Raw genomic sequence first — 24,023 nt, 5'->3', positions numbered from 1 at the left:
TGTGACGCTCGTGTGATCGAGAGCGGGACCCTTCGCCGGACACAACGGGCTTTTGCCGACGACGACTCTAGAGGCTGGCAATGACCGACGAGATTCCCGAGCGGGCAGCGAAGACCTTCGACGCTCACGACGCGTTCGAGCGCGACGGCGACGCCTTTCTCGTGACGACCTCTCGCTTCGAGAGCCGCGTCACCGCAACCGACACGGACGACTGGGCGCTGGAATACGCGCTCACCGTCCGGGCACCGATGCTCTCCAGTGCGACCGCGGACGAGGTCGGCGACGCCGTCGAGTCCGGGTGGTTCGACACCTACGAGCGCCGACTGGAGGACGCACCGATGGCAACCCGTGCGGACGTGGAACTCGACGATCTGACCGTCACCGAAGAAGACGGCGCAGCCGTCGCCACGTTCACCTTCGAGTACGGCAACGCCGACCACGCACCGGAGGTCGCGAAGGCCATGGCCGAGTACGTTGAGGGAACCTACGTCGAGGGAGCCGTCCCGGGCTACGACTACGAGGGCGTGGTCGCGGACCTGCTCGGCGAAGCCAGTTCGGCGGGGCAGGGCGAGGGGACCGGGACGCCGCTGTAGCGGTCGCCAAAAAAGCAAGCATCCGCCGAGTCCGAAGGACGAGGCGGTTCACTGCGACCGAGCGGAGTGAGGTCGCAGCAGTTTTTAGCGTAGATTTTTGCGAACCGGGTGCCCGCAGGGCCGTAGGCCCGAGGACACCCGGTGAAGTAAAAAGGTACTAATCCATCGCAATGTACGTCTGCGTGTTCTCGATGCCGTCGATGGACTGGATGCCGTCTGCGGCGACGTTCTTGACTTCGGCTGGGGAGTCGACCGCCACTTTGGCGATGAAGTCGACGTCGCCGGCGACGATCGAGGCTTCGACGATCCCCTCGATGGCCTCGATCTCGGATTTCAGGCGGTCGGCCTCGCCCGAGAGCGCCTTGACCATGACGTAGGCAGTGACCACGCTCAGGCACCTCCCATGGCTGCGGCGCGGGTGTTGCCGTCACCGACGATGATCTGGCGGACGTCGTCGAGCACCTCGAAGTCCGCGAGCACGACGAGGCGGTCGTCCGTTTCGAGCGACGCGTCGGCGTCCGGGAGGCCGAACGTCTCGCCCTGCTTGCCGAAGGCCAGCACCTGCGCCTTGGCGGGGAGTTCGAGTTCGCTGAGGGTGTACCCCTGCATCGGCGAGCCCTCGGTGACCGTGAGTTCGACCATCTGGAGGTTACGGGCGATGTCGGCGACGGCGCGGATGGACCCGCCCATGAGCGCGTTCTTGGCGGCGATGGCACCGAGGCGTTCGGGGTAGATGACCTCGTCGACGTCCGAGGCGTACCGGCGGTAGATGTCCTCGCGGTAGTCCTCGTCGATGCGCAACACGGTGCGACAGCCGTGGTGCTTGGCGATCAGACAGGCGATGAAGTTGTCGTTCAGATCGCCCGAGAGCGCGCCGAGCGCGTCGGCGCTGGCCAGGTCTGCCTGGGCCAGCACCGCCTCGGTTGATCCGTCACCCGCGATCACGTCGAACCCCTCTTTGCGGGCGCGCTCGACGGACTTCTGGTCTTTCTCCACGACGACGACCTCGTGTCCTTCCTCCTTGAGCACGCGCGCGGTGCGCAAGCCGACGCGACCCGCACCCATGATAACGAATCTCATATGCTACATAATCCCACGGGAAGTCATAAAGCTATCCCGGTCGGTCGCCGGCGGCCGTCGGAGATCGTGTCAGAACCCATATACTGACTTCTCAGTACGTGGTCGGAACAAAGCTTTTGCTGTGTGACGGAGTACCACATGTCACGATGGTACGGGCCTACATCATGGTGAAGACGGCAGCGGGGAAATCCGAGGCGTTACTCACGGAGACTCGGGAGTTACCGGGGATCGACGAGGCACACATCGTCGCCGGCAAGTACGACGTCATCGCGGAGGCCCAGGATGACGAAGTGTACGACGTGATGCACTCGGTGGCGACGGACATCCGTGATCTCGACGGCGTCGCCGACACGCGCACCTACATCTGCCTGGAGTGAGACTCAGCGGTCCGGCTCGTCGCGCTCAGCGCGACCTCGCACTGTCTCTCGTTGCTCGCGGACGCGTGGTGACAGGTCCGCGTAGGCGTGCTCGAACACGTCGTCGGGGCCCGACTCACCTGCCGCTTCTGCGATTTCGACGGCGTCGTCTATCGCCTCGGTGGCTTCCTCGCGAGCGTGGTCGCGGAAGCCGTCGTAGACGACGTTTTCAGCGCGGAGGTACTCCGCGAACCGGTCGATGGGGTCGCGCGTCCGCCACTCGGGGAGCTCCTCGTCGCCACGATACCGGTCGGGGTCGTCGCTGGTGGTGTGTGGCCCCTGGCGGTAGGTCAGGCTCTCGACGAGCACCGGTTCGGACTCGCGGACGCGCTTGAGCGCCGACCGGACGAACTCGAAGACCGCCAGCGGGTCGTTGCCGTCGACCTGGCCGCCCGTGAACCCGTAGGCGTCGGCCTTCGCCGCGATGGAGGGAGCGGCGGTCTGGCGGTCCCGCGCGGTGCTGATGGCCCAGTGGTTGTTCTCGCAGAAGAACAGGACGGGGGCGTCGAATACTCCGGCGAAGTTGCAGGCCTCGTGGAAGTCGCCCTCGCTGGTCGCACCGTCGCCGAAGTACGCCACGACGGCGTGGTCGGCGTCCTCGTAGCTCGCGGCCATCCCCGCGCCGACCGCGTGGGGGAGCTGGGTCGCGATCGGAATCGCCTGCGGGAAGTGCGGGAGGTCGTGGTCGGAGTGAAACTCCGGGTGGCCGCGGCGAAAGCGCAGCAGATCGCTCGGCGGAACGCCGCGGGCCAGTTGCATGGCGTTGGCGCGATAGGTCGGGAAGAGCCAGTCGTCGGCGGCCATCGCGTGGGCCGCGCCCACCTGTGACGCCTCCTGTCCGCGGAACGGGGGATACCCGCTCATCCAGCCGCGCCGCTGGAGCGCGAGCGCGCGCTCGTCGAACACCCGCGCTCGCACCATCGCCGCCAGCAACTCGCGTGCCTGGTCCTCGGCGATCGTCACGTCCGAGAACTCCCGCTCACCGATGACCCGATGCATGGCAGAGTGCTCCGAGGGAGAGGGTAAAAAGGGTGACCTCACCTCGGGCGCGGTTCCGACACGCCAAAGGTTCCGTGGCACGTACGCCCGATATGGTCAGCGTCGCCGACGTCGTGGGACTGCTCGTCATTCTCGGTGTCAACACCACCATCGCAGCGCTCGCGACGCGGTTCTTCCGAGTGCGACTGAACACAGGCTGGGGGAGCGCGCTCTACACCGCCCTGTTGTTGCCGCTGCCGCTCGTGGCAGTGGTGTTGGTCCTGGGCGGCATCGGACTGGGACCCAACCTGGGAACCGCGAACGCGGTCCTGGGCGTCACGATCGTCCTGCCGATGGCGCTCGGCATCGCCTTCGACTTCTTCTGGATGCCGGCTCCCGACGAGGTCGACGTCCCCGACCGGACCCGTCAGCAGCGAACCCGGTAGCGGGGTCGCTCAGTCGCGACGGGCAGCGATCGCCGTCGCGGCTTCGTCCAGCACGGCCTCGGGAGACTGGGTCGCGTCGATGCGGACGAAGCGGTCCGGATCGGCCGCGACGAGGGCCTCGTAGTTGTCGCGAACCCGTTCGAGATAGTCCGTCTGTTCGAACTTGTTCGTCGCACCGCTGCGTTCCGCGCCAAGTTCCGGTGGCACGTCGAAGTACAGCGTGCAGTCCGGGACCCGCGTAAAGGGCTCGTGAATCTCCTGGACGTACGCCATCGGCTCGTCGATTCGTCCCTCGAGACTCGCACCCTGGTAGGCGTACCGCGAGTCGGAGTAGCGGTCTGAGACGACGAGGTCACCGTCGGCGAGCGCGGGACGGATCACCCGCGAGAGATGGTCGGCGTGGTCGGCGGTGTAGAGGAACAGTTCGGCCAGGGAATCGGCGTCGTCGTCGGTGATCGAGCGGTAGACGGCGTCGCCGTACCAGGAGTCGGTCGGCTCACGGGTGAAGGTGGCGTCGAACTCGTCGTGGAGCCCCTCCCAGACGGTGGTCTTCCCGCTGCCGTCGATCCCCTCCAGCGTGATGAGCATACCGTCACTGCGAGGGACGGCCTGTAAACGATTGCGCTCGACCGAGCAGTCGTGCTACCTATCGACGTACCCAACCAGTTGCGCACCATCCTTAAAGAGTTATAAAACGAACAGTAGGTCGTATGAACGTACTCGTTGTCGGCGGCAGCGGTTTCATCGGCACCCACTTGAGTGAGGAACTCACGGAACGCGGCCACGACGTGACCGTCGTGTCGCGCACGCCCGAGGACGAGGACCTCCCGGAAGGCGTCTCGACCGTGCGGGGTGACGTGACCGCCTACGACTCGATCGAAGGCGCCTTCGAAGGAAAAGACGCCGTCGTGTTCCTGGTCGCCCTCTCGCCGCTGTTCAAGCCGAAAGGGGGCGACGACCAGCACTTCGCAGTACACACTGAGGGGACGCGGAACGTCGTCGCTGCCGCCGAGGAACACGGCGTCGACCGGCTGCTCCAGATGAGCGCGCTGGGCGCCGACTCGAACGGGTCGACGGCATACATCCGCTCGAAGGGAGAGGCAGAGGAGATCGTCCGCGATTCCGCGCTCGACTGGGTCGTCTTCCGCCCGTCCGTGGTGTTCGGCGAGGGCGGCGAGTTCGTCTCCTTCACGAAGAAGCTAAAGGGGATGTTCGCACCCGGACTCCCGATCTACCCGCTACCGGGCGGCGGCGAGACGCGGTTCCAGCCGATCTGGGTGGGCGACCTCGTCCCGATGCTGGCTGACGCGCTAGAGGAAGACGAACACGTCGGCGGGACCTACGAGATCGGTGGCCCGGAAGTGCTCACGCTGCGGGAGATCACGAACATGGTGTACGACGCCGAGGGGAAGTCCGTCTCGATCGTTCCGATTCCGATGGGACTGGCCGGCATCGGCCTGAAACTCGGGGGCGCGGTTCCTGGGTTCCCGATGGGCGCAGATCAGTACCGATCACTCAAGTTCGACAACACGACAGCAGACAACGACGTCGCTGCTTTCGACGGAGACTCCCCCGACATGCGGACGCTGCAAGAATACCTGACGGCGGCGGGATAAGGACCCATTTTAGGGGCGAGTAAGAGGTCATTAAACTGGATGCTTTCAGGCGATTTGTCGTTTAATGAGTCGTTCTAATTGTTGATAAGCGGGCATAAAACTTATACACATTATGGGACTGTTTCTTTTCATACGGAGACGAAGATATGAAACTCGCGATGATCGGGTTCGGCCAGGCGGGCGGGAAAATCGTCGACAAGTTCCTCGAGTACGACGAACGGACGGGAAGCGGGATCGTCCGCTCCGCCGTTGCCGTCAACACCGCTAAAGCCGACCTACTGGGTCTCGAAAACGTACCGGAAGACAACCGGGTCCTGATCGGACAGGCCCGAGTGAAAGGACACGGTGTCGGCGCCGACAACGAGTTAGGTGCCGAGATCGCCGAAGAAGACATCGACGAGGTGCAGGGAGCCATCGACAACATCCCTGTCCACGAAGTCGATGCCTTCCTCATCATCGCCGGGCTCGGCGGTGGGACCGGTTCCGGGGGTTCCCCGGTGCTGGCGAAACACCTGAAACGAATTTACACCGAACCCGTCTACGGGCTTGGTATCCTGCCCGGCGGCGACGAAGGGGGCATCTACACGCTGAACGCCGCCCGTTCGTTCCAGACGTTCGTGCGCGAGGTGGACAACCTGCTCGTGTTCGACAACGACGCCTGGCGCAAATCCGGCGAGTCCGTCGAAGGTGGCTACGACGCCATCAACGACGAGATCGTCAAGCGGTTCGGCATCCTGTTCGGTGCCGGTGAGGTCAACCAGGGCGGCACCGTCGCAGAGAGCGTCGTCGACTCCTCGGAGATCATCAACACGCTCGCCGGCGGCGGCGTATCCACCGTCGGCTACGCCGCAGAAGAGGTCGAGCAGGAGAACGACGGCGGCCTCCTCTCGCGGTTCAAGGGCGGTGACGACGACGACGGCATGGATTCGGCCAACACCACCAACCGGATCACCAGCCTCGTCCGCAAGGCAGCGCTCGGTCGGCTGACGCTGCCCTGTGAGATCGAGGGCTCCGAGCGCGCGCTGCTCGTCATGAGCGGTCCGCCACAGCACTTGAACCGGAAAGGCATCGAGCGCGGCCGGAAGTGGCTCGAAGAGCAGACCGGGAGCATGGAGGTCCGCGGTGGCGACTACCCGGTGCCGGACTCGGGCTACGTCGCGAGCGTCATCCTCCTGTCGGGCGTCCACAACGTTCCGCGCATCAAGGAGCTCCAGCAGGTGGCCATCGAGGCACAGGACAACATCGACGAGATCCGTGACGAAAGCAAAGCGAATTTAGAGGAGTTAGTCGAGGACGAAGATGATGAGTTGGATCCGCTCTTCTAAGACAGCGGTGGTAGCGGCGCTGCTGGTAGTCCTGCTGGGGGCTACCGGGACGGCGGCGGCGCTAGAGCTGAGTGCATCGAACGTTCCGGAGGAAGCCGAAGTCGGCTCGGAAGTGAACACGACGGTCGTCATCGACGACGCGTACACCGAAAACGCCGAGTGGACCCTCCGCACCGAGACGGAACTGAACAACGTGAGCTGGACGGTCGAGGAGTACGACCAGGGCAGCCGCATCAACCAGTGGTCCGGCGGCGAGAAAACCTTCGAGCAGGCGCTCGCCAGCGACCCCAAGGGCGACGAGGTTCGCATCACGATCCGCGGGGACGTCCCAGCCCTCGAAGATCCGAACTACGAGCCCCGCGAGAACGTCACGCTCGTCGCAGTCAAGCGCACGACGGGTAGCAACACCGAGACGCTGAAGACGTACAGCGTCCACCACTACACGAACGAGAGCAAGACGGCTCGCGAGGCGATCGACTCCGCACAGGCCACCATCGAGCAGGCCGGCGGTGACTCGGAAGCGCAGAGTGACCTCGATCAGGCGATCTCCTCGTACAACAGCGGCAACTACGAGAACGCCATCTCCAACGCCAACGACGCCGAGAACCAGGCACAGCAGAAAAAGCAGTCCAAGCAGACCAACCAGATGCTGCTGTTCGGTGGCATCGGTGCTGTGGTCCTGTTCGTCGTGGTCGGCGGCGTCTGGTACTGGCGCAACCAGCAGGACGACTACGACAAACTGCGGTAAGTTCGTCTCCGACTGCGGCTCGTTTTTCTGCCCCGGTCTTCACCGGCAACCCGCCGCGCGCGGCTATCCGTCGATCGAAGAGACCGGGGTGATTTAGTGGTCCCGCGGAAAGACGCGACCATGCGCGTCGTCGTCCCGTTCGCGACCGAGATGCCCAAGACGCGACTCGGCGGCGTACTCACCGACGCCGAACGCGAGGCCTTCGCTCGCGCGATGCTCAGTGACGTGCTCTCGGCGCTCGACGCGACCGATCACGACCCGGAACTGCTCGCCACTGATCCCGTGGAGAGCGACGTCCCGGTCACCGTCGACGACCGACCACTCACCGAGGCAGTCAACGCGGTACTCGCGTCGTCCTTCGAGACGGGAGCGCACGAGGCGGTCGCCGTCGTCATGGCCGACCTCGCGTTGGCGACGCCACGGGCGCTCCAGAACCTGTTCGCAGCCGACGGCGACGTGGTCCTGGCACCCGGACGGGGCGGCGGGACGAACGCGCTCCTCGTGCGACACCCCGCGTTCCGCGTCGACTATCACGGCGCCTCGATCCGCGACCACCGTCGCGCGGCCGAGCAGGTCGGGGCCACGGTGAGGGAGGTCGATTCGATGCGACTGGCCACCGACGTGGACGAACCGGCAGATCTCGTCGAGGTGCTCCTCCACGGGTCGGGCCAGTCACGCGAGTGGCTCCGCGAAGCGGGGTTCGATCTCGACGTGACCGACGGCAGAGTCGGCCTCGCGCGCGACGGTACACCAGTGGAAACCAACTGACCGCCACATGTTAACAAGCTTCTAAGACCGTCGAGCCCGTAGCGTCGGTACCGTGTCCCTGCCCGCCCGGCTGTACCTGCTCGTCATCACGGTGCTGTTGTTAGCGGCGCTCATGATCTGTATCCCCGTCATCGTCAACATCGTCCGCGAGGGGCTCGACCGTCGTGAGCAGTGGCGAGCCGACGAGATGGAGATGTACAGTCCGGACCCGGAGTTCGAGGCCGGACCGCCAGCAGTGCTCGACGAGGAGACTCCCGACCTGCCACCCGGGATGGTCGCCTGTCCGTACTGCGGGGCGACGAACGAGTCCGGGTTCGCGTACTGTGGCCGCTGCGTGAGCCCGATCTGACGGGCTCGCCGGAACTGGACCCTTTTTCCGAGTCGAGTACGGAGCAATCGATGTGATTCCGGGGGCCACCGAGTACGGGATCGACGTCGCGCCAGCCCAGGCAGCGATCGAGCGATTGCTCGACGTCGAGCCGGCGGACGTCGAGCCGGCAGCCGAACTCTCCTACTGCCGAAACGTGTTCGTTCCGCTGACGACCGCCTGCCGCTACACCTGTACGTACTGCACGTACTACGATCCGCCGGGCCAGGCCGATCTCATGTCCCCCGACGAAATTCGCGAGACGGTCCGTCGCGGCGCGGACGCCGGCTGCACGGAGGCGCTGTTCACGTTCGGCGACGACCCCGACGACCGCTACGCCGCCGTCCACGACCAGCTCGCCGAGTGGGGTCACGACTCGATCCACGCGTACCTCCGGGAGGCCTGCGAGATCGCGCTCGAGGAGGGACTGCTTCCGCACGCGAACCCGGGCGACCAGACGCGCGAGCAGCTGGCACTCGTCGCCGACGTGAACGCCTCGATGGGAGTGATGCTCGAAACCACCGCCGAGGTGCAGGCCCACGGGGGCCCGCGGGCGAAGAGTCCGGGCCAGCGACTCGACACGATCCGGACCGCCGGCGAACTGGGCGTCCCCTTCACGACCGGGATTCTGGTCGGCATCGGCGAGGACTGGACCGACCGCGCCGAGAGTCTGCTCGCCATCCGGGAGTTACACGAGCGCTACGGCCACGTCCAGGAGGTCATCGTCCAGCCGGTCGTCGAGAACGAGCGCTGGCAGGACGGAACGCCCAGCGTCGAGACGCTGCGCCGCGTCGTCGCGATGGCCCGCGCCGGCCTGCCCGACGACGTGAGCGTGCAGGTGCCGCCGAACCTCGCGCCGGCAAGAGATCTCGTCGACTGCGGCATCGACGACCTCGGCGGCGTCTCGCCGGTGACGGTCGACCACATCAATCCCGAGTACGAGTGGCCGGGCCTGCGCGAACTGGAAGCCGTCGCCGACCACGCGGGCGTGCCGCTCACCGAGCGCTTGCCCGTCTACGAGCGGTACGTCGACGAGGAGTGGCTCTCGCCGACGATCCGCGACGCGCTCCGGGCCGACGACGACGCCGGCGAACGGTTCCGAGCGTGTCTGTCCGACCCGCCCGAACAGCAGCCCTGAGCGTCGACTCGCGGGAGACGCAGCCACGGGTGCAGAACGCACCGCGGAGTCCACGGCACCGATTTACTGGAATCGTTCGGCGAGCACCAGCAGCAGCATCGAGGACGACCAGCCGAGCGGTGAGCCCAGAATGTGCTCGCCGCTGTCGGTCGTCTCCTCGGCAAGGTAGCCGCTCGGGGCCGTCTGTGCGAGCACGTCGTCGAGGATCGCGTCGGCAGTGTGGGTATCGCCCGCCCGCGCGAGCGCGCCGGCAGCCAGCAGCTCCCCGGGAATCCAGGCGATGCCCTGCTCCTTGTAGTTCTCTCGCAGCGCGCTCGTGATGGTTCCGACTTCACCGAACGCGGCGGCCCAGCGGGACGGCCAGACAGCCGCGCCGTTGAACCCCTTGAGGTCGCGCTGAGTTCCCCAGAACCCGACGTCTGTGACGAACTGGTCTCGGTCGAAAAACCGGTCACGCAGAGACTGGCCGATCGTCTCGGCGGCCTCGCTGTACGGCGCCGGGTCCTCGTCCGCGACCCGTGCGAGCGTCGCGCCGGACAGCAACCCCTCGTAGGCCATCGCGTTCGTCCAGAGGGACTGGTGCGAGGACGTCGGACCCTCCTGGATGTCGGGCGTCGCGACCAGCAGGCCGTTGCTCGCGACGGCGTCGACGGTGTAGTCGAGCGCGTCTCTGACGGCGGGCCAGGCGGCCCGGCGGAACGACTCGTCACCGGTCTCGTCGTACAGCTCCCGAACCGCCCACGCGTAGATCGGTTGCTGGTCGTTCTCGACGGTGAGGACGCCCGCGTCGACGCCGCGACTGTCGTAGCACTGCCGGAACGAGCCGTCGTCCTCCTGGACGTGCGGGAGGTACCGGGCGAGGTATCGCTTCCCCGGCTCCGGCAGACCGGCGCGGGCGAGCGCGACGGCGGCGAACGATCCGTCACGCGGCCAGGTCGGGTAGTACGAGGGCTGGAGGTTGCCCGACGCCGAGATGCTTCCAGAGGACGGGTCCGCCAGCTTGGAGACCGTGATCGCCGCGCGGACGGCCGCCTCGCGGTACCTGGCCGGGAGCGCGTCGACCTGGAGATTCCCGACCCGATCCGCCCAGTATCGACGAGCGCGAGCCAATCGCCGGTCGCGGCTCGCGGCCAGTTGTTCGGGCAGTCGCGCGACGTCGGGGCCGCCGGTGACGAAGATCGTCAGGTCCTGGTACTCGCCGGGCGGCACCGAAAGGTCGAACCCGAGGACGCCCGAGAGGTAACGCCCCTCGACGCTGGCGCGGTCGCTCTCGACGACGGACGGGAGGAGGCCAGCGGGAGCGTTGGCGGTCGCCTCGTCGGAGTCGCCGGGACCGGTCCGGGCAACGCTGCTATGTGTGACCGGCGAGTCGCCGTAGATCGACAGCTCGTAGGGACCGTCGAGGTCGGTCCAGCGCAGCCCGTCGTCGGCGACGAGGCGGTTCTCGTCGGACTGCCAGACGACGAAGTTCTGCTGGTTGGCCGTGACGTTCGCCTGGGTGTGATAGTAGAACTCGCCGTCGAGGCGCGCACTGGACTCGTTGTGGACCCGGAACTCGCGAGCGATGGTTTCGGTCCCGGGAACGACGCCGAACGTCTCGTCGACGAGGACGCGACCGGCAGCGTCGTCCCGCGAGCGAACCGTGGCGTCGTCTGCTGCCCCGGTGAGTGCGGCGCGCGGGAAGTCGTACTGCAGTTCGAGGAGCCCAGTGTCGGGCTCGTAGTCGATCCCGTGATCGGCGGCGTCGTCCCACAGCCAGGTCGTCGTCCCGTCGAGGCGGAGGCCACCGAACCCGCCCGCGTGTGGTTTCGCTCCCAGGTGCGGCGCAGCGGCGTCGTGAGAGTAGTAGGGGAGGTGGTGGGTGAAGCCGGTCGCGGGAAAGAGGAGCGTGCTCATGCGGCCGGTTTCGGTGACGCCGGCCGCGATGCCGTCGTCCGGCGTCGAGACGAACCCGGCCTCCGCGGAGAGCTCCTGCATCCCGCCGAGCTTGTTCCCGAACAGCATGGTGAGCTGTGGAACGGTCGAGATGGCGGCGTCCCAGCAGTACTGCCAATCGACCGGGGACGAGCGCGCGAGCCGTGCGATCGCCGCCGGTGGGAGATCGAGGTTCCGAAGATCCATGGGCAACGTCGAGAGCCGGTAGCCCGCCGTCGCAGCCCCCGTCGTCCCGGTAACGACCCCGACTTTGGTCAGCGTGGAGAGAAAATCACGGCGCGTGGGACCGTCTACCATGATTTGCGAGGGAGTACCTACGGCGTGGAGACGGAAAAACACTGCCGCCGTCGCGCGGTTCTCGTCAGTCGCTCGTCACGGTTCTGCCGAGATGTACGGCGAGAAAGACCGGGGTGCCAGCGTCACAGCAACGGCGTGCCGTCGGCCTTCGGCCCGAGACGCGGGCCATGGGGCGACTCGTCGGGGTCGAGGCGGCGGACCTGCTCGTAGTCGGTCGAGCGCTCGGCCGGGACGCGGCCGATGGCCGCGATCATGTCCACGTACTCCTGGACCGAGCGGTACTCGCCGAACTCGCCGCCGGCGCGCTTGGTGATCTCCTCGGAGAGGATGGTGCCCATGAAGTCGTCGGCCCCGCAGTTGAGCATCTTCAGGCCCTGGGCGTCGCCGTACTTCACCCACGAGGACTGGACGTGGTCGACGTTGTCGAGGAAGAGCCGCGACACGGCGATCATCAACTCGTCCTCGTCGGTGCTCGCGCCACCGTCGACCATCCCGCGCTCGAACAGCGGCGTGTCGTGATGGACGAACGAGAGCGGGACGAACTCCGTGATCGCGCCGGTGCGGTCCTGCAACTCGCGGACGCGCTCCAGGTGGAGCGCCCGGTGGGCCTCGTTCTCGACGTGGCCGTACATGATCGTCGCCGTCGTGTCGAGGCCGACCGACGCGGCGGCCTCCATCGCCGTCAGCCACTCGCCCGTGTCGATCTTGCCGGGGCAGATCACGTCCCGCACCTCGTCGACGAGGATCTCGGCGGCGGTCCCCGGCACCGAGTCCAGCCCGGCGTCCTCGAGTCGGGAGAACACCTCCTCGTAGGACCAGTCGGTCCCGCGTCGGGCGTGATAGGCCTCTTCGGGCGTCATCGAGTGGACGTGGACGCCGTCGACGCTCATCGCCTCGATCTGCTCGCAGTAGGTGCCGGGATCGGTGTCGTACTCGGCGGCCGGCCGGTAGTTCAGGTCGCCGCGGTCGCTCGCCTGCAGGATCTCCAGGTGTTCGTCGTCCAGCGCGAGCGCCGGATGGAGCCCCGAAACCGACGTCACCTCGTAGATGCCCATCTCGACGGCGTCTTCGACGATCCGCCGGGATTCGGCGGGCGTCTTGGTGAACCCGTCGTGGTCGACGTCGGCACTCGTCCGGAACTGTTCGGAGCGGTCCTTGAAGTTGCAGAACAGACAGCCAGTGTTGCAGGCGGTCGTGACGTTGTTGTTTACGTTGGCGACGAAGGTGACCTGCTCGCCGACGACGTCGGCCCGGCGGCGGTCGGCGGCTTCGAGGACGCGCTCTTTGCGCTGGCGGTCGATCCCCTCGCGATCGGTCCCGGTCGTGAACAGTTCGATCGCGTCGGCGACCGTTAGCCGGTCGCCGTCGCGGGCCTTCGCCAGGGCGTTCTCGAACGACTGGTCCGTCTCAGGTCTGTGATCGAAGTCGAACTCGTCGGATGGGGTGACCGACGGTTCGAACGCGTCCGACATTGCTCGGTCGAACGCGAGGAACGCGCAAAAACGTGGCGGGTCTGCGTTCAGTCGTCGCCGGCCGTTTCGGCCGACCCGCCGAGACCGAGGTCGAGCAGGTCGGACTCCGCTCGGTCGGCGTCGGACGTGGCGCGCTCCAGCGAGATCGTGACCGTACACCCGCGCTCCGTGTTCTCGAACTCGATCTCGCCGCGCGAGAGGTCGACGACCCAGTCGACGAGCCACAGCCCCACGCTGGAGCCGTGTTCCAGCGCCGTCTCGGCCTTCCGTTCCAGCACGTCGAGTTCCGTGTAGGGAATCCCGGGCCCGTTGTCCGCGACCTTCACCACGACCTGTTCGTCGACCCTTTCGACGGCCACGACCACCTGCGGGTCGGTCTCGTCGTTGTGCATCGCCGCGTTCTCGACGACGTTCTCGACGGCCTGGGAGAGCGCCCAGTGTGCGCGCACCGAACAGCGATCGGGCAGCGACGTCTCGAAGTCGACCGCGGGGAAATCGGTCGCGACCGTCTCGACGGCGTCCTCGACGATGTCCACCACGTCGAGTTCGTTCCGGGTGCGGTCGCCTTCGAGCAGCCGTTCGACGGTTCGGGCCTTCTCGCTCGCGTCGAGGAGGTTGTCGCTTTTCTCCTGGATGGTCTGGAGCCGTTCGGCGCTCAGTCCCGTCGCCTCTTCTTCGAGCAGTTCGGCGTTCGTCTTGACCACCGAGAGGTCGTTACGGACGTTGTGCCGGAGCACGCGGCTGAGCACCTGCTTCAGCAGGTCGAGTTCGTGCTGTTTCTGCCGCAGGTCCGTCACGTCGTAGAAGAGTACCGTCCAGCCCAGTCGTCGGTCGTTCCGGTCGGTCAGCGCGGAGACGCGAACCAGGAAGGTTCGCGTGGTGCCGTGGATAGTCGTCGTGAACTCGTGCCCGTCGAGCAAGTCCGCGACGGCGGCGGGGTCGGACGCAGTTCCGTCGGTCGACTCGTCGGTCGAGCGGACGCTCGGCAACGTCTCCGCCAGTTCGACCATCGCGACGACGCCCTTGCCGACGACGTCGTCGTCGAACCCGAGCAGGTGCTCGGCCGCCTGGTTCAGTTCGATGACCACCCCGTCGGCATCGTAGACGAGGACGCCCCCGTCGATGGCCTCGATGAGAGCGTTCTCCGGCAGCGACACGACGTCGTAGGTGCCCGAGCGAGCGATCCCGACCGCGACGAAGCTGCCCGCGACGACGTACGCGAGCGGCTGGGGCTCGAACGCGGCCGGAAAGAAGGCAAAGCCGACGCCGAAGAGCACGGCCGTCGCGCCGGCCAGCACCAGCATGGTGTTCCGCCAGCGGTACAGTTGCTGGTCGGCTCCCAGCGTGTACGCCGCGAGCGAGGCGACGCTCCCCGCGACCAGCAGCGTCACGTACCCATAGTACACAAGCATCGCCGGCCCGAAGGAGAACGTCAGCGGCGAGGCCAGGCCCGACGGATCGGCCACGGCGACCGACGACCAGAACAGCGAGTGTCCGCCGGCGAACGCCGGGGACGCGTTGGTGACGATCACGAAACTCCCGAGTCCCAGGGGGAGGGCGACGAGCGCGAGCGCCCGCCGGGTCGCCAGCCGGCGACGGTCCGTCCAGACCAGCGTGAAGACGTACCAGAGGAACACGACGCCCGCGCCGAGAACGCTGCACAGCTGCCAGAGCAGTACCTTCGTGGGCAGCGACGGCGCGATCAGCAACAGCAGGTACAGCATCGACTGGACGGTGCCGACGAGCGCTGCGACGAGCAGGAACTGCATCCCCGTGACGTTCCGGTTGGTCCAGTAGAGATACCCGAACGCGGCCATCGCTACGGCGCTGAGCAGATACCCCCCGAGAAGCAGTGCACTCGTCACCATCGGATACGGATAGGTGACGGGTAAACCGCCTTGTAGGTTTGGCCCGCGTTCTCAGTTTTGAGTCCGGTCGACTGCAGCGTACGAGTCTCGCGGCGGCAGGTCTAACGCTCCGGCAGTCAGAAGAGGACGCCCGCCTGGAGCGCGGCCACGAGCACCGTGAGGACGCCGACGCTGGCGACCGTGGTCGTGAAGATCGCGGTGCTCAGGTACTCAGGCGCGGAGATGCCGTCGTGGGTGACGGTGTCGGCGTACTCGATGGTCAGGGCCAGCGGGATCACGGCTGCCGGGGTCGCGGACTCGAGGACGAACACCTTCGCGACCGTCGGATCGGCAAACCCAAGCGCGAGTGCGAGTCCGATCCCGACGAACGGGGCGACGACGAGCTTCAGCACCGATGGTGTGACCGAGCGGGAGACCGCCGTCACGTCCGTCTCGGCCAGTTGAATGCCGAGGATGAGCAACATCACGGGGATCGACGCGTCGCCGACCAGGCCGATCGTCTCCATGACGGCGGTCTCGGGGGCCGGCGCGACGCCGAGTGCACGCACCACGACGCCGGCGACCACCGCGTACAGCAGCGGGAGTCGGAAGATCTCCGTCACCGCCCCGACCGCGCTGCGACTGGTTCCCCGAGAGGCGATGTAGACGCCCAGCGTGTAGACCACGAGGTTCTGGACGGTGAGATAGAGGACGGCGGTCGTGCGGCCGGTGTCCCCGAACGCGAACTCGGAGAGGGGGATACCGACGAACCCCGAGTTCGGGAACGCCGCGGCGAGCATGAGTGCGCCCAGGAGCGGCCCGGACTCGCCGGTGAGTCGGCCGACTGCCCAGGCGATGGCGATCATGAGCACGGCGTAGCCGACCACGCCGACGCTCAGCTTGACCACCGCGCCGCCACCGAGGTCGGTCGTCACGATGCTGTGGAAGGCCAGCGCCGGCACGAGCACGTACAGCCCGGCCGTGTTCAGCGGTCCGACCTCGACGTCGGTGGTCAGCGCCAGCAGATAGCCCACCACGGCGACGGCGAGGATCGGCAACACGGCGTTGGTGAACGCGGCCGTCAACGACACGGTGACTCACCCCCGCACGAGGGTCGCACTGGTCGCTGTCGAAGTCTGGCGTCGATCGTGCGTGTCACTGCGAGGTGCATACGCCTCCTCGGCGCTCGACCCACGAGTATCATTTCAGAAACCCATTCAGTCGCGGAAACGTCGTCAGCGGCGCGTGGACTTTCAGCGCCTGAAACCGTTTCGCGGTTCGAAGCCCTCTATGTCGGTGACCGAGTACCCGACCCTATGAGCGATTCGCTCGCGGAGATCGAGTTTCTCGCCGGGTCGCCCTATCGGATCGAGGTGTTACAGGCGCTGACCGACGACGCGTACACGCGCCGGGAACTCGGCGACGCCGTCGACGCGTCACAGCCGACGATCGGGCGCGTCCTCAGAGATCTCGCCGAGCGACACTGGATCGCCTACGACGGGGAGCGCTACCGCGCGACCGCGACCGGCGAACTCGTCGAAGCCGGCATCACCGACCTCCAGGACCGCCTCGAGACGGAGACGCGGCTCCGCGACGTGATCCCCTGGCTCCCGACCGAGGCGATGGACGTGAGCCTCCAGGCGTTCAGCGACGCGACGATCACCACCCCGAGCGGGACGCGACCGAACGCCCCGATCCAGCGAATGGTCGAACTGCTGGAAGAGGCCGACACCGCGCTGCTCCTCTCACACTCGTTCAACAGGCACAAGCTCGACCTGCTGAGCGAGCGGGTCACCGACGGGACGCTCACCGCGAAGGGCGTGTTCAGCGCCGACGCGATCGACGCGATCGTGGAGACGCCAGAGCTGAGCCAGCGACTCCGCGAGATCAACGACGCGGCGGGAGCGTCGATCCGGGTGGCCAGCGAGGAGGTCCCGTTAGCGATGGAGGTCACCGACGACCGGACGCACCTGCTGTTGCGTGACGAGGAGGGCCTCGTCCGCGCCTCGATCGACACCGACGACGAGCGCGTCAGGGCCTGGGCAGCGGACGTCCACGAGCGCTACTGGGAGCGAGCGACACCGATCGACAGCGCCGAAATCGGATGAAAACGTCTTAGTGGTGAGGGGCGAACCACGAGACAATGACCAGCAGTCAGCGTCTCGGCGGACAGCCGGGGGAGACGAGATGACGAGCGTCAAGGAGTTCCGGATCGAGGAGGACGCGACCGCCACCGAGTTGGGTCGCGGTGCGTTCGTGTTCACGGACGACTACTCCGTGTTCGACTGGGGGAAGATGCCCGACGCCATCCCGAACAAGGGCGCGAGCCTCTGTACGATGGGCGCGTTCAACTTCGAGTTGCTCGAAGCCGCCGGCGTCCCGACCCACTACGAGGGCGTCGTCTCCAACGGCGAGATCGTCCCCCTCGAGGAAGTGCTCGATCCGCCCCGCGAGATGGCCATCCAGCTGACCCAGGTCCCCGACCTACCCCACGACGGCCGCGACTACGACTACGAGAGTTACTACGCCGACGCCGGCGACAACCACCTGATCCCCCTGGAGATCGTCTTCCGCAACACCGTGCCCGTCGGATCGAGTCTCCGCTCCCGCGCCGACCCCGCGGAGTTCGACCTCGACTACGACGAGTGGCCCGAAGAGGTCGTCGACCTCCCGGAGCCGGTCGTCGAGTTCTCGACGAAACTGGAAGAGTCCGACCGCTACCTCAGTCGAGCGGAAGCAGACGAGATCGCAGGTCCCGTCGCCATCGACGACCTGGAAGAGACGGCGCTGGCCGTCAACGAACTCGTCACCGAACGTGCCCGAGAGTGCGGCCTGGTCCACGAGGACGGCAAGATCGAGTGCTTCTATCACGACGGACAGGTGTACGTCGCCGACGTCGTCGGGACGTTCGACGAGAACCGCTTCTCGTTCGACGGCCAGGAGGTCTCGAAGGAGGTCATCCGCCAGTACCACAAGCGGACCCAACCCGAGTGGGTCGAGGCCGTCAGCGAGGCCAAATCGGAGGCCAAAGCCGAAGACCTCGCCGACTGGAAGTCCCTCTGTGAGCAGGATCCGGAACCGCTCCCGGACCACGTCGTCGACGCCGCTCGCGACCTCTACACCGCGGGAACCAACGCCTACATCGGCCGCGACCTGTTCGAGGCACCGACGCTGTCCGAGGCCGTCGAGAGCGTCCGAGAACTGAAGTAGGAAGAGCGCAGTCGATTTTTGCGAGCGCGGAGCGGCGTTCGTGTTACTGCTGTTGGGGCTGTGGGACCGACACCCGTCCGGAGACGAGACTGCCCACGCAGAGGGTGCCACCGGCGAGGGCCGGCAGCGCCCACAGCGGATCGTGATACATGAACACGAAGGTGTCGATGGCCAGTCCGATGCCGACGGCGCCGGCGACGGGTGCCAGCCGCGGCTTCATGAGCGCCAGCAGCCCCATCCCGGTGATACCCACGGCGATGTTCATCACGTGTATGATCGGGAGGATGAAGCCGAACGTCACGTCCTGCGTCAGGTACGCGGCCGTGACGAACCCGGCGACCACGAGGACGATACCGCCCGCCTCAGTTATGCTCCGCGTTTGCATGTTGTATTTTACTTCTGTACTGGCCGTAATAAACTTAATGAGCCACCAGTAGCAGGTCCTTGAGTACCTCGGGAGAACCGTGCCAGCCACGGCCGTGACTGGCGTCGAAACGTCAGAGGACACGTAGAGAACGTGACCGACGGGAGACGGGCCGTCGAGAAGCGGCCGCCCTGAACAGCACCGGTTCAGCCGCCGGCTTCAGCGAACCCGACATCGCGGCTCGGACCGGCGTCCTCCTGCTCGCGGCTCGCTCCACTCACCGCTCGCACAGTCCGAGGCCTCCCATCCGGTCGGCCTCGCGTCAATCGTCGGCTTCAACGAAGCCGATATCGCGGCTCGGACCGACGTCCTCGCCGGTCAATCATCGGCTTCGGTCTCTTCCGGCTCCTGATTCGCCACGACCTCGCCGAGCCCGTCGATCGGCCGATCGGGATTGGCCCTGTCGAGATCGTCCGGCGCACCGAGCTGGACGGACTCCTCGCTGACGTCGTCGCGGAGTCGCGTGCGCCCGCGGTGGACGGACACCTCGTCGTCGAGGTGGAGTCCGATAGCTTCGATGAGGGCCTCGGCCTCCAGCGGCTGGCCCATCTGCTGGAGTTCCTCCTCGGTGGCGTCGTCCGGGACGTTGAACGCCCGCTGGGTGATGATGGGGCCCTGATCGAGGTCGGTCGTGACGTAGTGGGCGGTCACGCCGGCGATGCGGACGCCCTCCTCGATGGCCTGCATGTACGCTTCGGCACCGGGGAACGCCGGCAGCAGGGAGGGATGGACGTTGATGATGCGGCTCTCGTAGCGGAAGACCACGTCGGGACTGAGAATGCGCATGTAGCGCGCGAGGACGACGAGGTCTGCCTCGTACTCCGAGAGGAGTTCGAGGAGGTGGTCCTCGTCGGGCGTCCCTTTCTCGTCGCCGATGTCGTGGAAGGGGACGTCGTACTTCTCGGCCAGCGGCTGGAGGTCGTCGTGGTTGCCGATGACGACGCCGATGTCCGCGCCCAGGTCGCCGTTGGCCCAGGCCTCGAACAGCGCTTCGAGACAGTGGGACTCCTTGGTGACGAGGACGGCGATGGACTGTGTCTCCCGGTCGGCCGGGAAGCGGACCTGAATGTCGACGCCCAGATCGTCGCCGAGGTCGGTCAGGTCCTCGCGGAGTTTCTCCTCTGTGCAGACCATCTCCGTGGTGTCGACGTGCATCGTCATCCGGAAGACGCCCTCCCGGACGGCCTGATCCAGATCCTCGATGTTGATGCCCCGCTCGAACAGCAGGCTGGTGACGTTCGCGATCAGTCCGGTGTCGTCCTCGCCGACGACGGTGATTTCGGTCAGTTTGTGCTTGCGCGTCACGGCGACCACCACCGGCACCCGCGTGCGAGGGTACTCATTGGTCACCGACTCAGCATGGGCCGGCGAAAAAAGTTGTTTTTTGTCGCCAGCACGCGCATTGCCACCGAATACACCCCGCCGCATCGAACCCGCAGCGCTCACGCCGTAGACCTTTGTGTGAGAGCAGCGAAGGCGACGACGAACGCAGGATGCGCTACGCCACGTTCACCGTCGTCGCCGAGTCGGGCTTTACCGGCGTCGGACGGACGATCTCGAGCCACCCGGCGATTACCCACGAAGGCATCCAGAACATCACGCTGCTGGGCGACGGCACCGTCCTGATGCTCACGCAGTTGCGAGGCGACCTCGAACTCGCCCGGACCATTCTGGAGGAGCGCGACGACATCCGCCAGTGCGAGGTGTTCGGGCGCGAGGAGGGGTACGCCTACATCCACGCCGAGGCGACGGAGGTCGTCCAGCAGTTGCTCACCGTCGAGCGCGAGCACGAAGTGCTCATCTCCACGCCGATCGAGTTCGGCGAGGCTGAGCATGGTAAGGGAGAAGAGTTGCGCGTGACGCTGCTGGGCGAGGACCGCACGCTCCAGCGCGTCGTCTCGAACGCGCCCGACGCCGTGGACGTGCGCCTCGAAGAGACCGGCGAGTACCAGCCGAACCTCGACGAGGTCGCGGCGCTGCTCACCGACCGCCAGCGAGAGATCCTCGCGACGGCGGTCGAGATGGGATACTACGAGGTGCCGCGGGAAACGACCCAGCGGAAGATCGCGGACGCGCTCGACGTCGCGCCGGGGACGGTCACCGAACACCTCCAGAAGATCGAGTCGAAAGTCCTCACGCCGCTGGTCCGGTGAGCGGTGCGATCAGTCGCTCGCCGCTGGGTCGTCGACGTTCTCGAGTTTCACCAGTTCGTCGACGCCCGGGATTTCGGCCGTCGCGTCGGTCAGGATGTCGATGCGCCGCGTGAGTTTGTCGCTGGCGTACTCGACCAGCGGGACGGGATCGGCCTCCTCGACCTGATTGGCCTGCACCGTCTCGGAGATCAGCGGGAGCAACGACTGCAACGTGTCCTGGACGACGGCCTCGTCGACGCCCTCCTCGTGGATGAGGTGGCGGACTTTGTGCATCCCGAAGCCGACGTGGCGGCCCTCGTCGGAGCGGACGAAGTTGACGCCCTTGACCAGCCCCGGCAGATGCGCCGTCTCGATGTCGTCGGCGTAGATGTCGGACTTCTCCTCTTTGAACCGGGAGGTGAGCCCGTAGTAGCCGGTCTGGGCCAGCACGCTCTCGACGACGAGGTGGTAGTGACAGTACGCCTTCGCCCGGTTCTCGGGCGTGTCCTCGGTCAGCAGGCGCTCCATGGCGGCTTCGGTCCGGTCGAACAGTTCGACGTACCCTTCGGGGAACCACCGCTGGTCGGTGGGGTTGACCACCTCGTAGCCGCGCTCCTCCGCAACGGGGTTGATGACGTTTCGCCAGTACCGGTCGAAAAACTGGGTGTGTTTGGCCTCCTCGTAGATCTGACTGGAGACGAACATCTGGTCGTCGATGTCCTCGAGCACGAGCGCGAGCGGCATCAGGTCCTCCGTGACGGCCTCTTCGCCGGCCCCGAACAGCGCGATGGTCCCGCGGAGGGCGTCGAAGTGCTCCTGACCCTGGTCCTCCTGCGCGAGCATGTTCTCGCGGTCCTGTTCGAGCAGGTCCTCGGACACGTCCTCGTAGGGGTCCCAGTGGCGGTAGACGGCGTTCTCGAAGTAGCCCTGTGCGAACGAGTCCGGGTCGAGTCGCATGTCGCGACTCGTGTCCTCGACCTGTGTCATACTACCACGTGCCACAGGGATGTGCATACGACTGCTGCCTAGCTTGCTAGGTGGATTTTTGTATCAGTCGCGGTGGCCGACACACCCAAGTCACAAGCGTTTTCGTCCGGGGCGACCGCACTCCGGGTAATGACCGCCTATACCGCGACCGTGACGGTTCGGCTGAAACACGGGGTGCTCGACCCCGAGGCCGAGACGACCCAGCGCGCCCTCGAACGACTGGGCTTCGAGTTGGAGGACCTGCGCTCTGCCGACCAGTTCGAGGTCGACCTGGACGCCGCCGACGCCGACGCGGCCGCCGAGCGCGCCGACGAGATGGCCGAACGCCTGCTCGCGAACCCGACCATCCACGACTACGAGGTCGAAGTTCAGGAACGATGACCTCACTCGCTCCCGCTCGCGTCCGACGGACGCTCACCTCCCGTTCCCTGGTCACCCTCGCCACCAGGAGGTGGCTCGCGTGACAGTCGCCGTCATCCGCTTCGGCGGGTCGAACTGTGACCGCGACGCCGTCGCCGCGCTCGCCGAACTCGACGTCGACGCGGAACTCGTCTGGCACGAGGACGGCCTGCCCGAGGACACCACGGGCATCATGCTCCCCGGGGGCTTCTCCTACGGGGACTACCTCCGGGCCGGCGCGATGGCCGCCCGCTCGCCGATCATGAACGAGGTGCGCGAGGCCGCCGACGAGGGCGTTCCCGTCCTCGGCGTCTGCAACGGCGCCCAGATCGGCTCCGAGTCGGACCTCACGCCCGGCGCGTTCACCACCAACGAGAGCGCGCGCTTCCAGTGTGAACACGTCTACCTCCGCGTCGAGAACGCGGACACGCCCTGGACCGACGCCTACGAGGAAGGCGAAGTCATCCAGTTGCCCATCGCCCACGGCGAGGGCCGCTTCGAGATCAGCGACGACAAGCTGGACGAGCTGGAGGCCGAAGACCGCGTGCTCTTCCGGTACTGCGACGCCGAGGGGAACGTCGACGACGACGCCAATCCCAACGGCTCGAAACACAACGTCGCGGGCGTGCTCGGTGAGCACGACTCCGTGGCCGTGCTGATGCCCCACCCCGAGCGTGCAGCGCTCCCGGACATCGGTCCGACCGACGGGCAGGGCGTGCTGACTGGTTTCGCGGAGTAAGACCCTCAGACGGGGCAAAATACGTTCGTTCGGTCTCGTCGTGTGAGAACCGACCCAGGACTGAAATCTCCTGAGCACCTAACTGTTAGCATGGCGACGACCGACGACGCAGACGACACGGGTGAGACCGAGCGGGTCTGGCTGGTCGAACGCACCTACGGGGACGACGAGCAGAACATGATCATTCTCACGTACGCGACGCCGGACGGCCGGCGCGACTTCCGGAAGGAGCGCGCGCTGCCGAGTTTCACCGGCCCCGACCGGGCGACGCCGGTCTCGATAACGGTCGAGGATTCGAACCTCGGCACCGTCGACGACGAGGAAACGCGAGAGCGGTACGCGAACGAGGTCGAACGGATGGCCGAGAAACACGACCCCGACGCGACGCTCTGAACCCGCCCGCGCCACGTGCTGCCAGCACACTTATCCATCGGCTGTTCGACATCTGACGTGGTGACCAACTGGTGTCGAACATCGTACTCACTGCCGTCCTGTTGCTCGTCGGACTCGCGCTCACCGTCGGCGGCGTGTTCATCTACCGAACCGGACTGAAACTGTTCGGATTCCTGCTTGGCGGCGGCGCCGGCTTCTTCGCGGCCAGCGCCGCGAGCGTCGGGCCGATCCCGACCGTCGCCGGCATCCTCCTGCTGGGATTCGTCGGGCTCGTGATCGCACAGAAGATCTACGTGCTCATGCTCCTCGTCCCCGGTGCGGCGACCGGGCTCGGCGCTGCGCTGACGCTGACGGGCACGTCGATGTCCCCCGTCACGAACCTCGCCGATCCGGTGATCCTGGCTGGGCCAGTCATCGGGGCCGTCGTAGCGGTGCTCCTCCAGAAAGTCGTCGTGGTGTTCGTCAGCGCCGCCTGGGGCGCGTACCTGACGTGGGCCGCACTGGCGACCGATGCCATCGTCGCGTCGCTGACCAGCCTCTCGGTCCCGACGCCGCCGACGTGGGCGAACGCCCTGTTCGGCGTCGGCGTCGTCGTCCAGATTCTCACCTGGGCCGTCACGCGCCGCTACGACGACGGGGAACTGAAAGCGAAAGTGAAGGGCCTGTTCGGTCGCATCTCGGGCGGCGGGTCACGTCCCGAGCGCGGCGTGTGA

At 66.5% G+C, this 24,023-nt stretch carries 27 protein-coding genes; 16 read left to right on the top strand and 11 right to left on the bottom strand.

Features of this window, described 5'->3' with window-relative positions; all coding sequences use genetic code 11:
* The first annotated feature begins 80 nt into the window (after positions 1-80).
* Positions 81-593, top strand: coding sequence for a DUF5813 family protein (locus tag MU553_RS06940; protein WP_247377076.1), 513 nt, complete (start codon positions 81-83; stop codon positions 591-593).
* A 157-nt stretch (positions 594-750) separates the two neighbouring features.
* Here the strand turns inward: MU553_RS06940 and MU553_RS06935 are convergent, their stop codons facing one another.
* Both MU553_RS06935 and MU553_RS06930 read right to left on the bottom strand, forming a co-directional pair.
* Positions 751-981 (bottom strand): Lrp/AsnC family transcriptional regulator, encoded by a 231-nt coding sequence (locus tag MU553_RS06935; protein ID WP_247377075.1) that lies wholly within the window; start codon positions 979-981, stop codon positions 751-753.
* A gap of 2 nt (positions 982-983) precedes the next feature.
* A complete protein-coding gene (locus tag MU553_RS06930) occupies positions 984-1,673 on the bottom strand; it encodes a potassium channel family protein (RefSeq protein WP_247377073.1) in 690 nt (229 codons plus the stop codon).
* A gap of 146 nt (positions 1,674-1,819) precedes the next feature.
* On the opposite strand from MU553_RS06930, the gene MU553_RS06925 reads away from it, so the two are divergent.
* Positions 1,820-2,050 carry an Lrp/AsnC ligand binding domain-containing protein gene (locus MU553_RS06925; RefSeq protein ID WP_247377071.1) on the top strand — a complete coding sequence of 77 codons (231 nt, stop codon included), beginning with the start codon at positions 1,820-1,822 and terminating at the stop codon, positions 2,048-2,050.
* 3 nt (positions 2,051-2,053) lie between these two features.
* Here MU553_RS06925 and MU553_RS06920 read toward each other — a convergent pair whose 3' ends face one another.
* Complete coding sequence (locus tag MU553_RS06920) at positions 2,054-3,088, bottom strand: thiamine pyrophosphate-dependent enzyme (protein ID WP_247377069.1); 1,035 nt, start codon at positions 3,086-3,088, stop codon at positions 2,054-2,056.
* Positions 3,089-3,180: 92 nt separating this feature from the next.
* Here MU553_RS06920 and MU553_RS06915 point away from each other — a divergent pair, with 92 nt between their 5' ends.
* Complete coding sequence (locus MU553_RS06915) at positions 3,181-3,513, top strand: DUF7991 family protein (RefSeq protein ID WP_247377067.1); 333 nt, start codon at positions 3,181-3,183, stop codon at positions 3,511-3,513.
* A 9-nt stretch (positions 3,514-3,522) separates the two neighbouring features.
* On the opposite strand, the gene tmk is transcribed toward MU553_RS06915, so the two are convergent.
* Positions 3,523-4,101: a dTMP kinase gene (gene tmk / locus MU553_RS06910; RefSeq protein ID WP_247377066.1), complete on the bottom strand. Its 579-nt coding sequence runs from the start codon at positions 4,099-4,101 to the stop codon at positions 3,523-3,525.
* A 122-nt stretch (positions 4,102-4,223) separates the two neighbouring features.
* Between tmk and MU553_RS06905 the strand changes: the two genes are divergently transcribed.
* The 6 genes from MU553_RS06905 (at position 4,224) to cofG (ending at position 9,475) form a co-directional block, all read left to right on the top strand.
* On the top strand, positions 4,224-5,129 hold the full coding sequence (locus MU553_RS06905; protein ID WP_247377065.1) for a complex I NDUFA9 subunit family protein: 906 nt from the start codon (positions 4,224-4,226) through the stop codon (positions 5,127-5,129).
* A 146-nt stretch (positions 5,130-5,275) separates the two neighbouring features.
* Positions 5,276-6,454 carry a tubulin/FtsZ family protein gene (locus tag MU553_RS06900; RefSeq protein WP_247377063.1) on the top strand — a complete coding sequence of 393 codons (1,179 nt, stop codon included), beginning with the start codon at positions 5,276-5,278 and terminating at the stop codon, positions 6,452-6,454.
* Entirely contained in the window at positions 6,432-7,202 is a 771-nt protein-coding gene (locus tag MU553_RS06895; RefSeq protein WP_247377061.1) for a hypothetical protein, read from the top strand. Before MU553_RS06900 ends, MU553_RS06895 begins: the two co-directional genes overlap by 23 nt.
* 120 nt (positions 7,203-7,322) lie before the next feature.
* A complete protein-coding gene (gene cofC / locus MU553_RS06890; protein ID WP_247377566.1) occupies positions 7,323-7,970 on the top strand; it encodes a 2-phospho-L-lactate guanylyltransferase in 648 nt (215 codons plus the stop codon).
* Positions 7,971-8,022: 52 nt separating this feature from the next.
* The gene (locus tag MU553_RS06885; protein ID WP_247377058.1) at positions 8,023-8,319 is read left to right on the top strand and encodes a DUF7577 domain-containing protein; all 297 of its coding nucleotides are present in this window, start codon (positions 8,023-8,025) and stop codon (positions 8,317-8,319) included.
* A gap of 52 nt (positions 8,320-8,371) precedes the next feature.
* The gene (cofG, locus tag MU553_RS06880) at positions 8,372-9,475 is read left to right on the top strand and encodes a 7,8-didemethyl-8-hydroxy-5-deazariboflavin synthase subunit CofG (protein ID WP_247377056.1); all 1,104 of its coding nucleotides are present in this window, start codon (positions 8,372-8,374) and stop codon (positions 9,473-9,475) included.
* A 63-nt stretch (positions 9,476-9,538) separates the two neighbouring features.
* Here cofG and MU553_RS06875 read toward each other — a convergent pair whose 3' ends face one another.
* The 4 genes from MU553_RS06875 to MU553_RS06860 all read right to left on the bottom strand — a co-directional run bounded on the left by MU553_RS06875 (position 9,539) and on the right by MU553_RS06860 (position 16,117).
* The gene (locus tag MU553_RS06875; RefSeq protein WP_247377055.1) at positions 9,539-11,707 is read right to left on the bottom strand and encodes a glucosidase family protein; all 2,169 of its coding nucleotides are present in this window, start codon (positions 11,705-11,707) and stop codon (positions 9,539-9,541) included.
* 122 nt (positions 11,708-11,829) lie between these two features.
* Positions 11,830-13,179 carry a 7,8-didemethyl-8-hydroxy-5-deazariboflavin synthase subunit CofH gene (gene cofH / locus MU553_RS06870; protein WP_247377053.1) on the bottom strand — a complete coding sequence of 450 codons (1,350 nt, stop codon included), beginning with the start codon at positions 13,177-13,179 and terminating at the stop codon, positions 11,830-11,832.
* A 47-nt stretch (positions 13,180-13,226) separates the two neighbouring features.
* Positions 13,227-15,047, bottom strand: coding sequence for a histidine kinase N-terminal 7TM domain-containing protein (locus MU553_RS06865; RefSeq protein ID WP_247377051.1), 1,821 nt, complete (start codon positions 15,045-15,047; stop codon positions 13,227-13,229).
* A gap of 116 nt (positions 15,048-15,163) precedes the next feature.
* The gene (locus MU553_RS06860; RefSeq protein WP_247377049.1) at positions 15,164-16,117 is read right to left on the bottom strand and encodes an AEC family transporter; all 954 of its coding nucleotides are present in this window, start codon (positions 16,115-16,117) and stop codon (positions 15,164-15,166) included.
* Between the two features lie 225 nt (positions 16,118-16,342).
* Here MU553_RS06860 and MU553_RS06855 point away from each other — a divergent pair, with 225 nt between their 5' ends.
* Positions 16,343-17,134, top strand: a complete 792-nt coding sequence (locus tag MU553_RS06855; RefSeq protein WP_247377047.1) for a helix-turn-helix transcriptional regulator — start codon at positions 16,343-16,345, stop codon at positions 17,132-17,134.
* 79 nt (positions 17,135-17,213) lie between these two features.
* Positions 17,214-18,236: a phosphoribosylaminoimidazolesuccinocarboxamide synthase gene (locus MU553_RS06850; RefSeq protein ID WP_247377045.1), complete on the top strand. Its 1,023-nt coding sequence runs from the start codon at positions 17,214-17,216 to the stop codon at positions 18,234-18,236.
* Positions 18,237-18,279: 43 nt separating this feature from the next.
* Here MU553_RS06850 and MU553_RS06845 read toward each other — a convergent pair whose 3' ends face one another.
* On the bottom strand, positions 18,280-18,621 hold the full coding sequence (locus MU553_RS06845) for a hypothetical protein (RefSeq protein WP_247377043.1): 342 nt from the start codon (positions 18,619-18,621) through the stop codon (positions 18,280-18,282).
* 357 nt (positions 18,622-18,978) lie between these two features.
* Complete coding sequence (locus tag MU553_RS06840; protein ID WP_247377563.1) at positions 18,979-19,974, bottom strand: formyltetrahydrofolate deformylase; 996 nt, start codon at positions 19,972-19,974, stop codon at positions 18,979-18,981.
* Between the two features lie 179 nt (positions 19,975-20,153).
* Between MU553_RS06840 and MU553_RS06835 the strand changes: the two genes are divergently transcribed.
* Positions 20,154-20,813: a helix-turn-helix domain-containing protein gene (locus tag MU553_RS06835; RefSeq protein WP_247377040.1), complete on the top strand. Its 660-nt coding sequence runs from the start codon at positions 20,154-20,156 to the stop codon at positions 20,811-20,813.
* Between the two features lie 9 nt (positions 20,814-20,822).
* Here the strand turns inward: MU553_RS06835 and MU553_RS06830 are convergent, their stop codons facing one another.
* Positions 20,823-21,779: a ferritin family protein gene (locus MU553_RS06830; RefSeq protein WP_247377037.1), complete on the bottom strand. Its 957-nt coding sequence runs from the start codon at positions 21,777-21,779 to the stop codon at positions 20,823-20,825.
* 129 nt (positions 21,780-21,908) lie between these two features.
* Here MU553_RS06830 and purS point away from each other — a divergent pair, with 129 nt between their 5' ends.
* The 4 genes from purS to MU553_RS06810 all read left to right on the top strand — a co-directional run bounded on the left by purS (position 21,909) and on the right by MU553_RS06810 (position 24,023).
* Positions 21,909-22,160, top strand: coding sequence for a phosphoribosylformylglycinamidine synthase subunit PurS (purS, locus tag MU553_RS06825; protein WP_247377034.1), 252 nt, complete (start codon positions 21,909-21,911; stop codon positions 22,158-22,160).
* A gap of 79 nt (positions 22,161-22,239) precedes the next feature.
* Positions 22,240-22,917: a phosphoribosylformylglycinamidine synthase I gene (gene purQ / locus MU553_RS06820; RefSeq protein WP_247377032.1), complete on the top strand. Its 678-nt coding sequence runs from the start codon at positions 22,240-22,242 to the stop codon at positions 22,915-22,917.
* 90 nt (positions 22,918-23,007) lie between these two features.
* The gene (locus MU553_RS06815; protein ID WP_247377030.1) at positions 23,008-23,310 is read left to right on the top strand and encodes a DUF7967 family protein; all 303 of its coding nucleotides are present in this window, start codon (positions 23,008-23,010) and stop codon (positions 23,308-23,310) included.
* A gap of 71 nt (positions 23,311-23,381) precedes the next feature.
* Positions 23,382-24,023: a hypothetical protein gene (locus tag MU553_RS06810; protein ID WP_247377028.1), complete on the top strand. Its 642-nt coding sequence runs from the start codon at positions 23,382-23,384 to the stop codon at positions 24,021-24,023.

This window comes from Halorientalis brevis, assembly GCF_023077655.1.
The sequence above is the reverse complement of the archived record's forward strand: the minus strand, read 5'-3'. Positions and strand labels throughout refer to the sequence as shown.

Bases quoted from the DNA above. Each gene is read 5' to 3' on its own strand.
- MU553_RS06940 (WP_247377076.1), top strand. From the start codon at position 81: ATGACCGACGAGATTCCCGAGCGGGCAGCGAAGACCTTCGACGCTCAC.
- MU553_RS06930 (WP_247377073.1), bottom strand. From the start codon at position 1,673: ATGAGATTCGTTATCATGGGTGCGGGTCGCGTCGGCTTGCGCACCGCG.
- MU553_RS06925 (WP_247377071.1), top strand. From the start codon at position 1,820: ATGGTACGGGCCTACATCATGGTGAAGACGGCAGCGGGGAAATCCGAG.
- MU553_RS06920 (WP_247377069.1), bottom strand. From the start codon at position 3,088: ATGCATCGGGTCATCGGTGAGCGGGAGTTCTCGGACGTGACGATCGCC.
- MU553_RS06915 (WP_247377067.1), top strand. From the start codon at position 3,181: ATGGTCAGCGTCGCCGACGTCGTGGGACTGCTCGTCATTCTCGGTGTC.
- tmk (WP_247377066.1), bottom strand. From the start codon at position 4,101: ATGCTCATCACGCTGGAGGGGATCGACGGCAGCGGGAAGACCACCGTC.
- MU553_RS06905 (WP_247377065.1), top strand. From the start codon at position 4,224: ATGAACGTACTCGTTGTCGGCGGCAGCGGTTTCATCGGCACCCACTTG.
- MU553_RS06900 (WP_247377063.1), top strand. From the start codon at position 5,276: ATGAAACTCGCGATGATCGGGTTCGGCCAGGCGGGCGGGAAAATCGTC.
- MU553_RS06895 (WP_247377061.1), top strand. From the start codon at position 6,432: ATGAGTTGGATCCGCTCTTCTAAGACAGCGGTGGTAGCGGCGCTGCTG.
- cofC (WP_247377566.1), top strand. From the start codon at position 7,323: ATGCGCGTCGTCGTCCCGTTCGCGACCGAGATGCCCAAGACGCGACTC.
- MU553_RS06875 (WP_247377055.1), bottom strand. From the start codon at position 11,707: ATGGTAGACGGTCCCACGCGCCGTGATTTTCTCTCCACGCTGACCAAA.
- cofH (WP_247377053.1), bottom strand. From the start codon at position 13,179: ATGTCGGACGCGTTCGAACCGTCGGTCACCCCATCCGACGAGTTCGAC.
- MU553_RS06865 (WP_247377051.1), bottom strand. From the start codon at position 15,047: ATGGTGACGAGTGCACTGCTTCTCGGGGGGTATCTGCTCAGCGCCGTA.
- MU553_RS06855 (WP_247377047.1), top strand. From the start codon at position 16,343: ATGAGCGATTCGCTCGCGGAGATCGAGTTTCTCGCCGGGTCGCCCTAT.
- MU553_RS06850 (WP_247377045.1), top strand. From the start codon at position 17,214: ATGACGAGCGTCAAGGAGTTCCGGATCGAGGAGGACGCGACCGCCACC.
- MU553_RS06845 (WP_247377043.1), bottom strand. From the start codon at position 18,621: ATGCAAACGCGGAGCATAACTGAGGCGGGCGGTATCGTCCTCGTGGTC.
- MU553_RS06835 (WP_247377040.1), top strand. From the start codon at position 20,154: ATGCGCTACGCCACGTTCACCGTCGTCGCCGAGTCGGGCTTTACCGGC.
- MU553_RS06830 (WP_247377037.1), bottom strand. From the start codon at position 21,779: ATGACACAGGTCGAGGACACGAGTCGCGACATGCGACTCGACCCGGAC.
- purS (WP_247377034.1), top strand. From the start codon at position 21,909: ATGACCGCCTATACCGCGACCGTGACGGTTCGGCTGAAACACGGGGTG.
- MU553_RS06815 (WP_247377030.1), top strand. From the start codon at position 23,008: ATGGCGACGACCGACGACGCAGACGACACGGGTGAGACCGAGCGGGTC.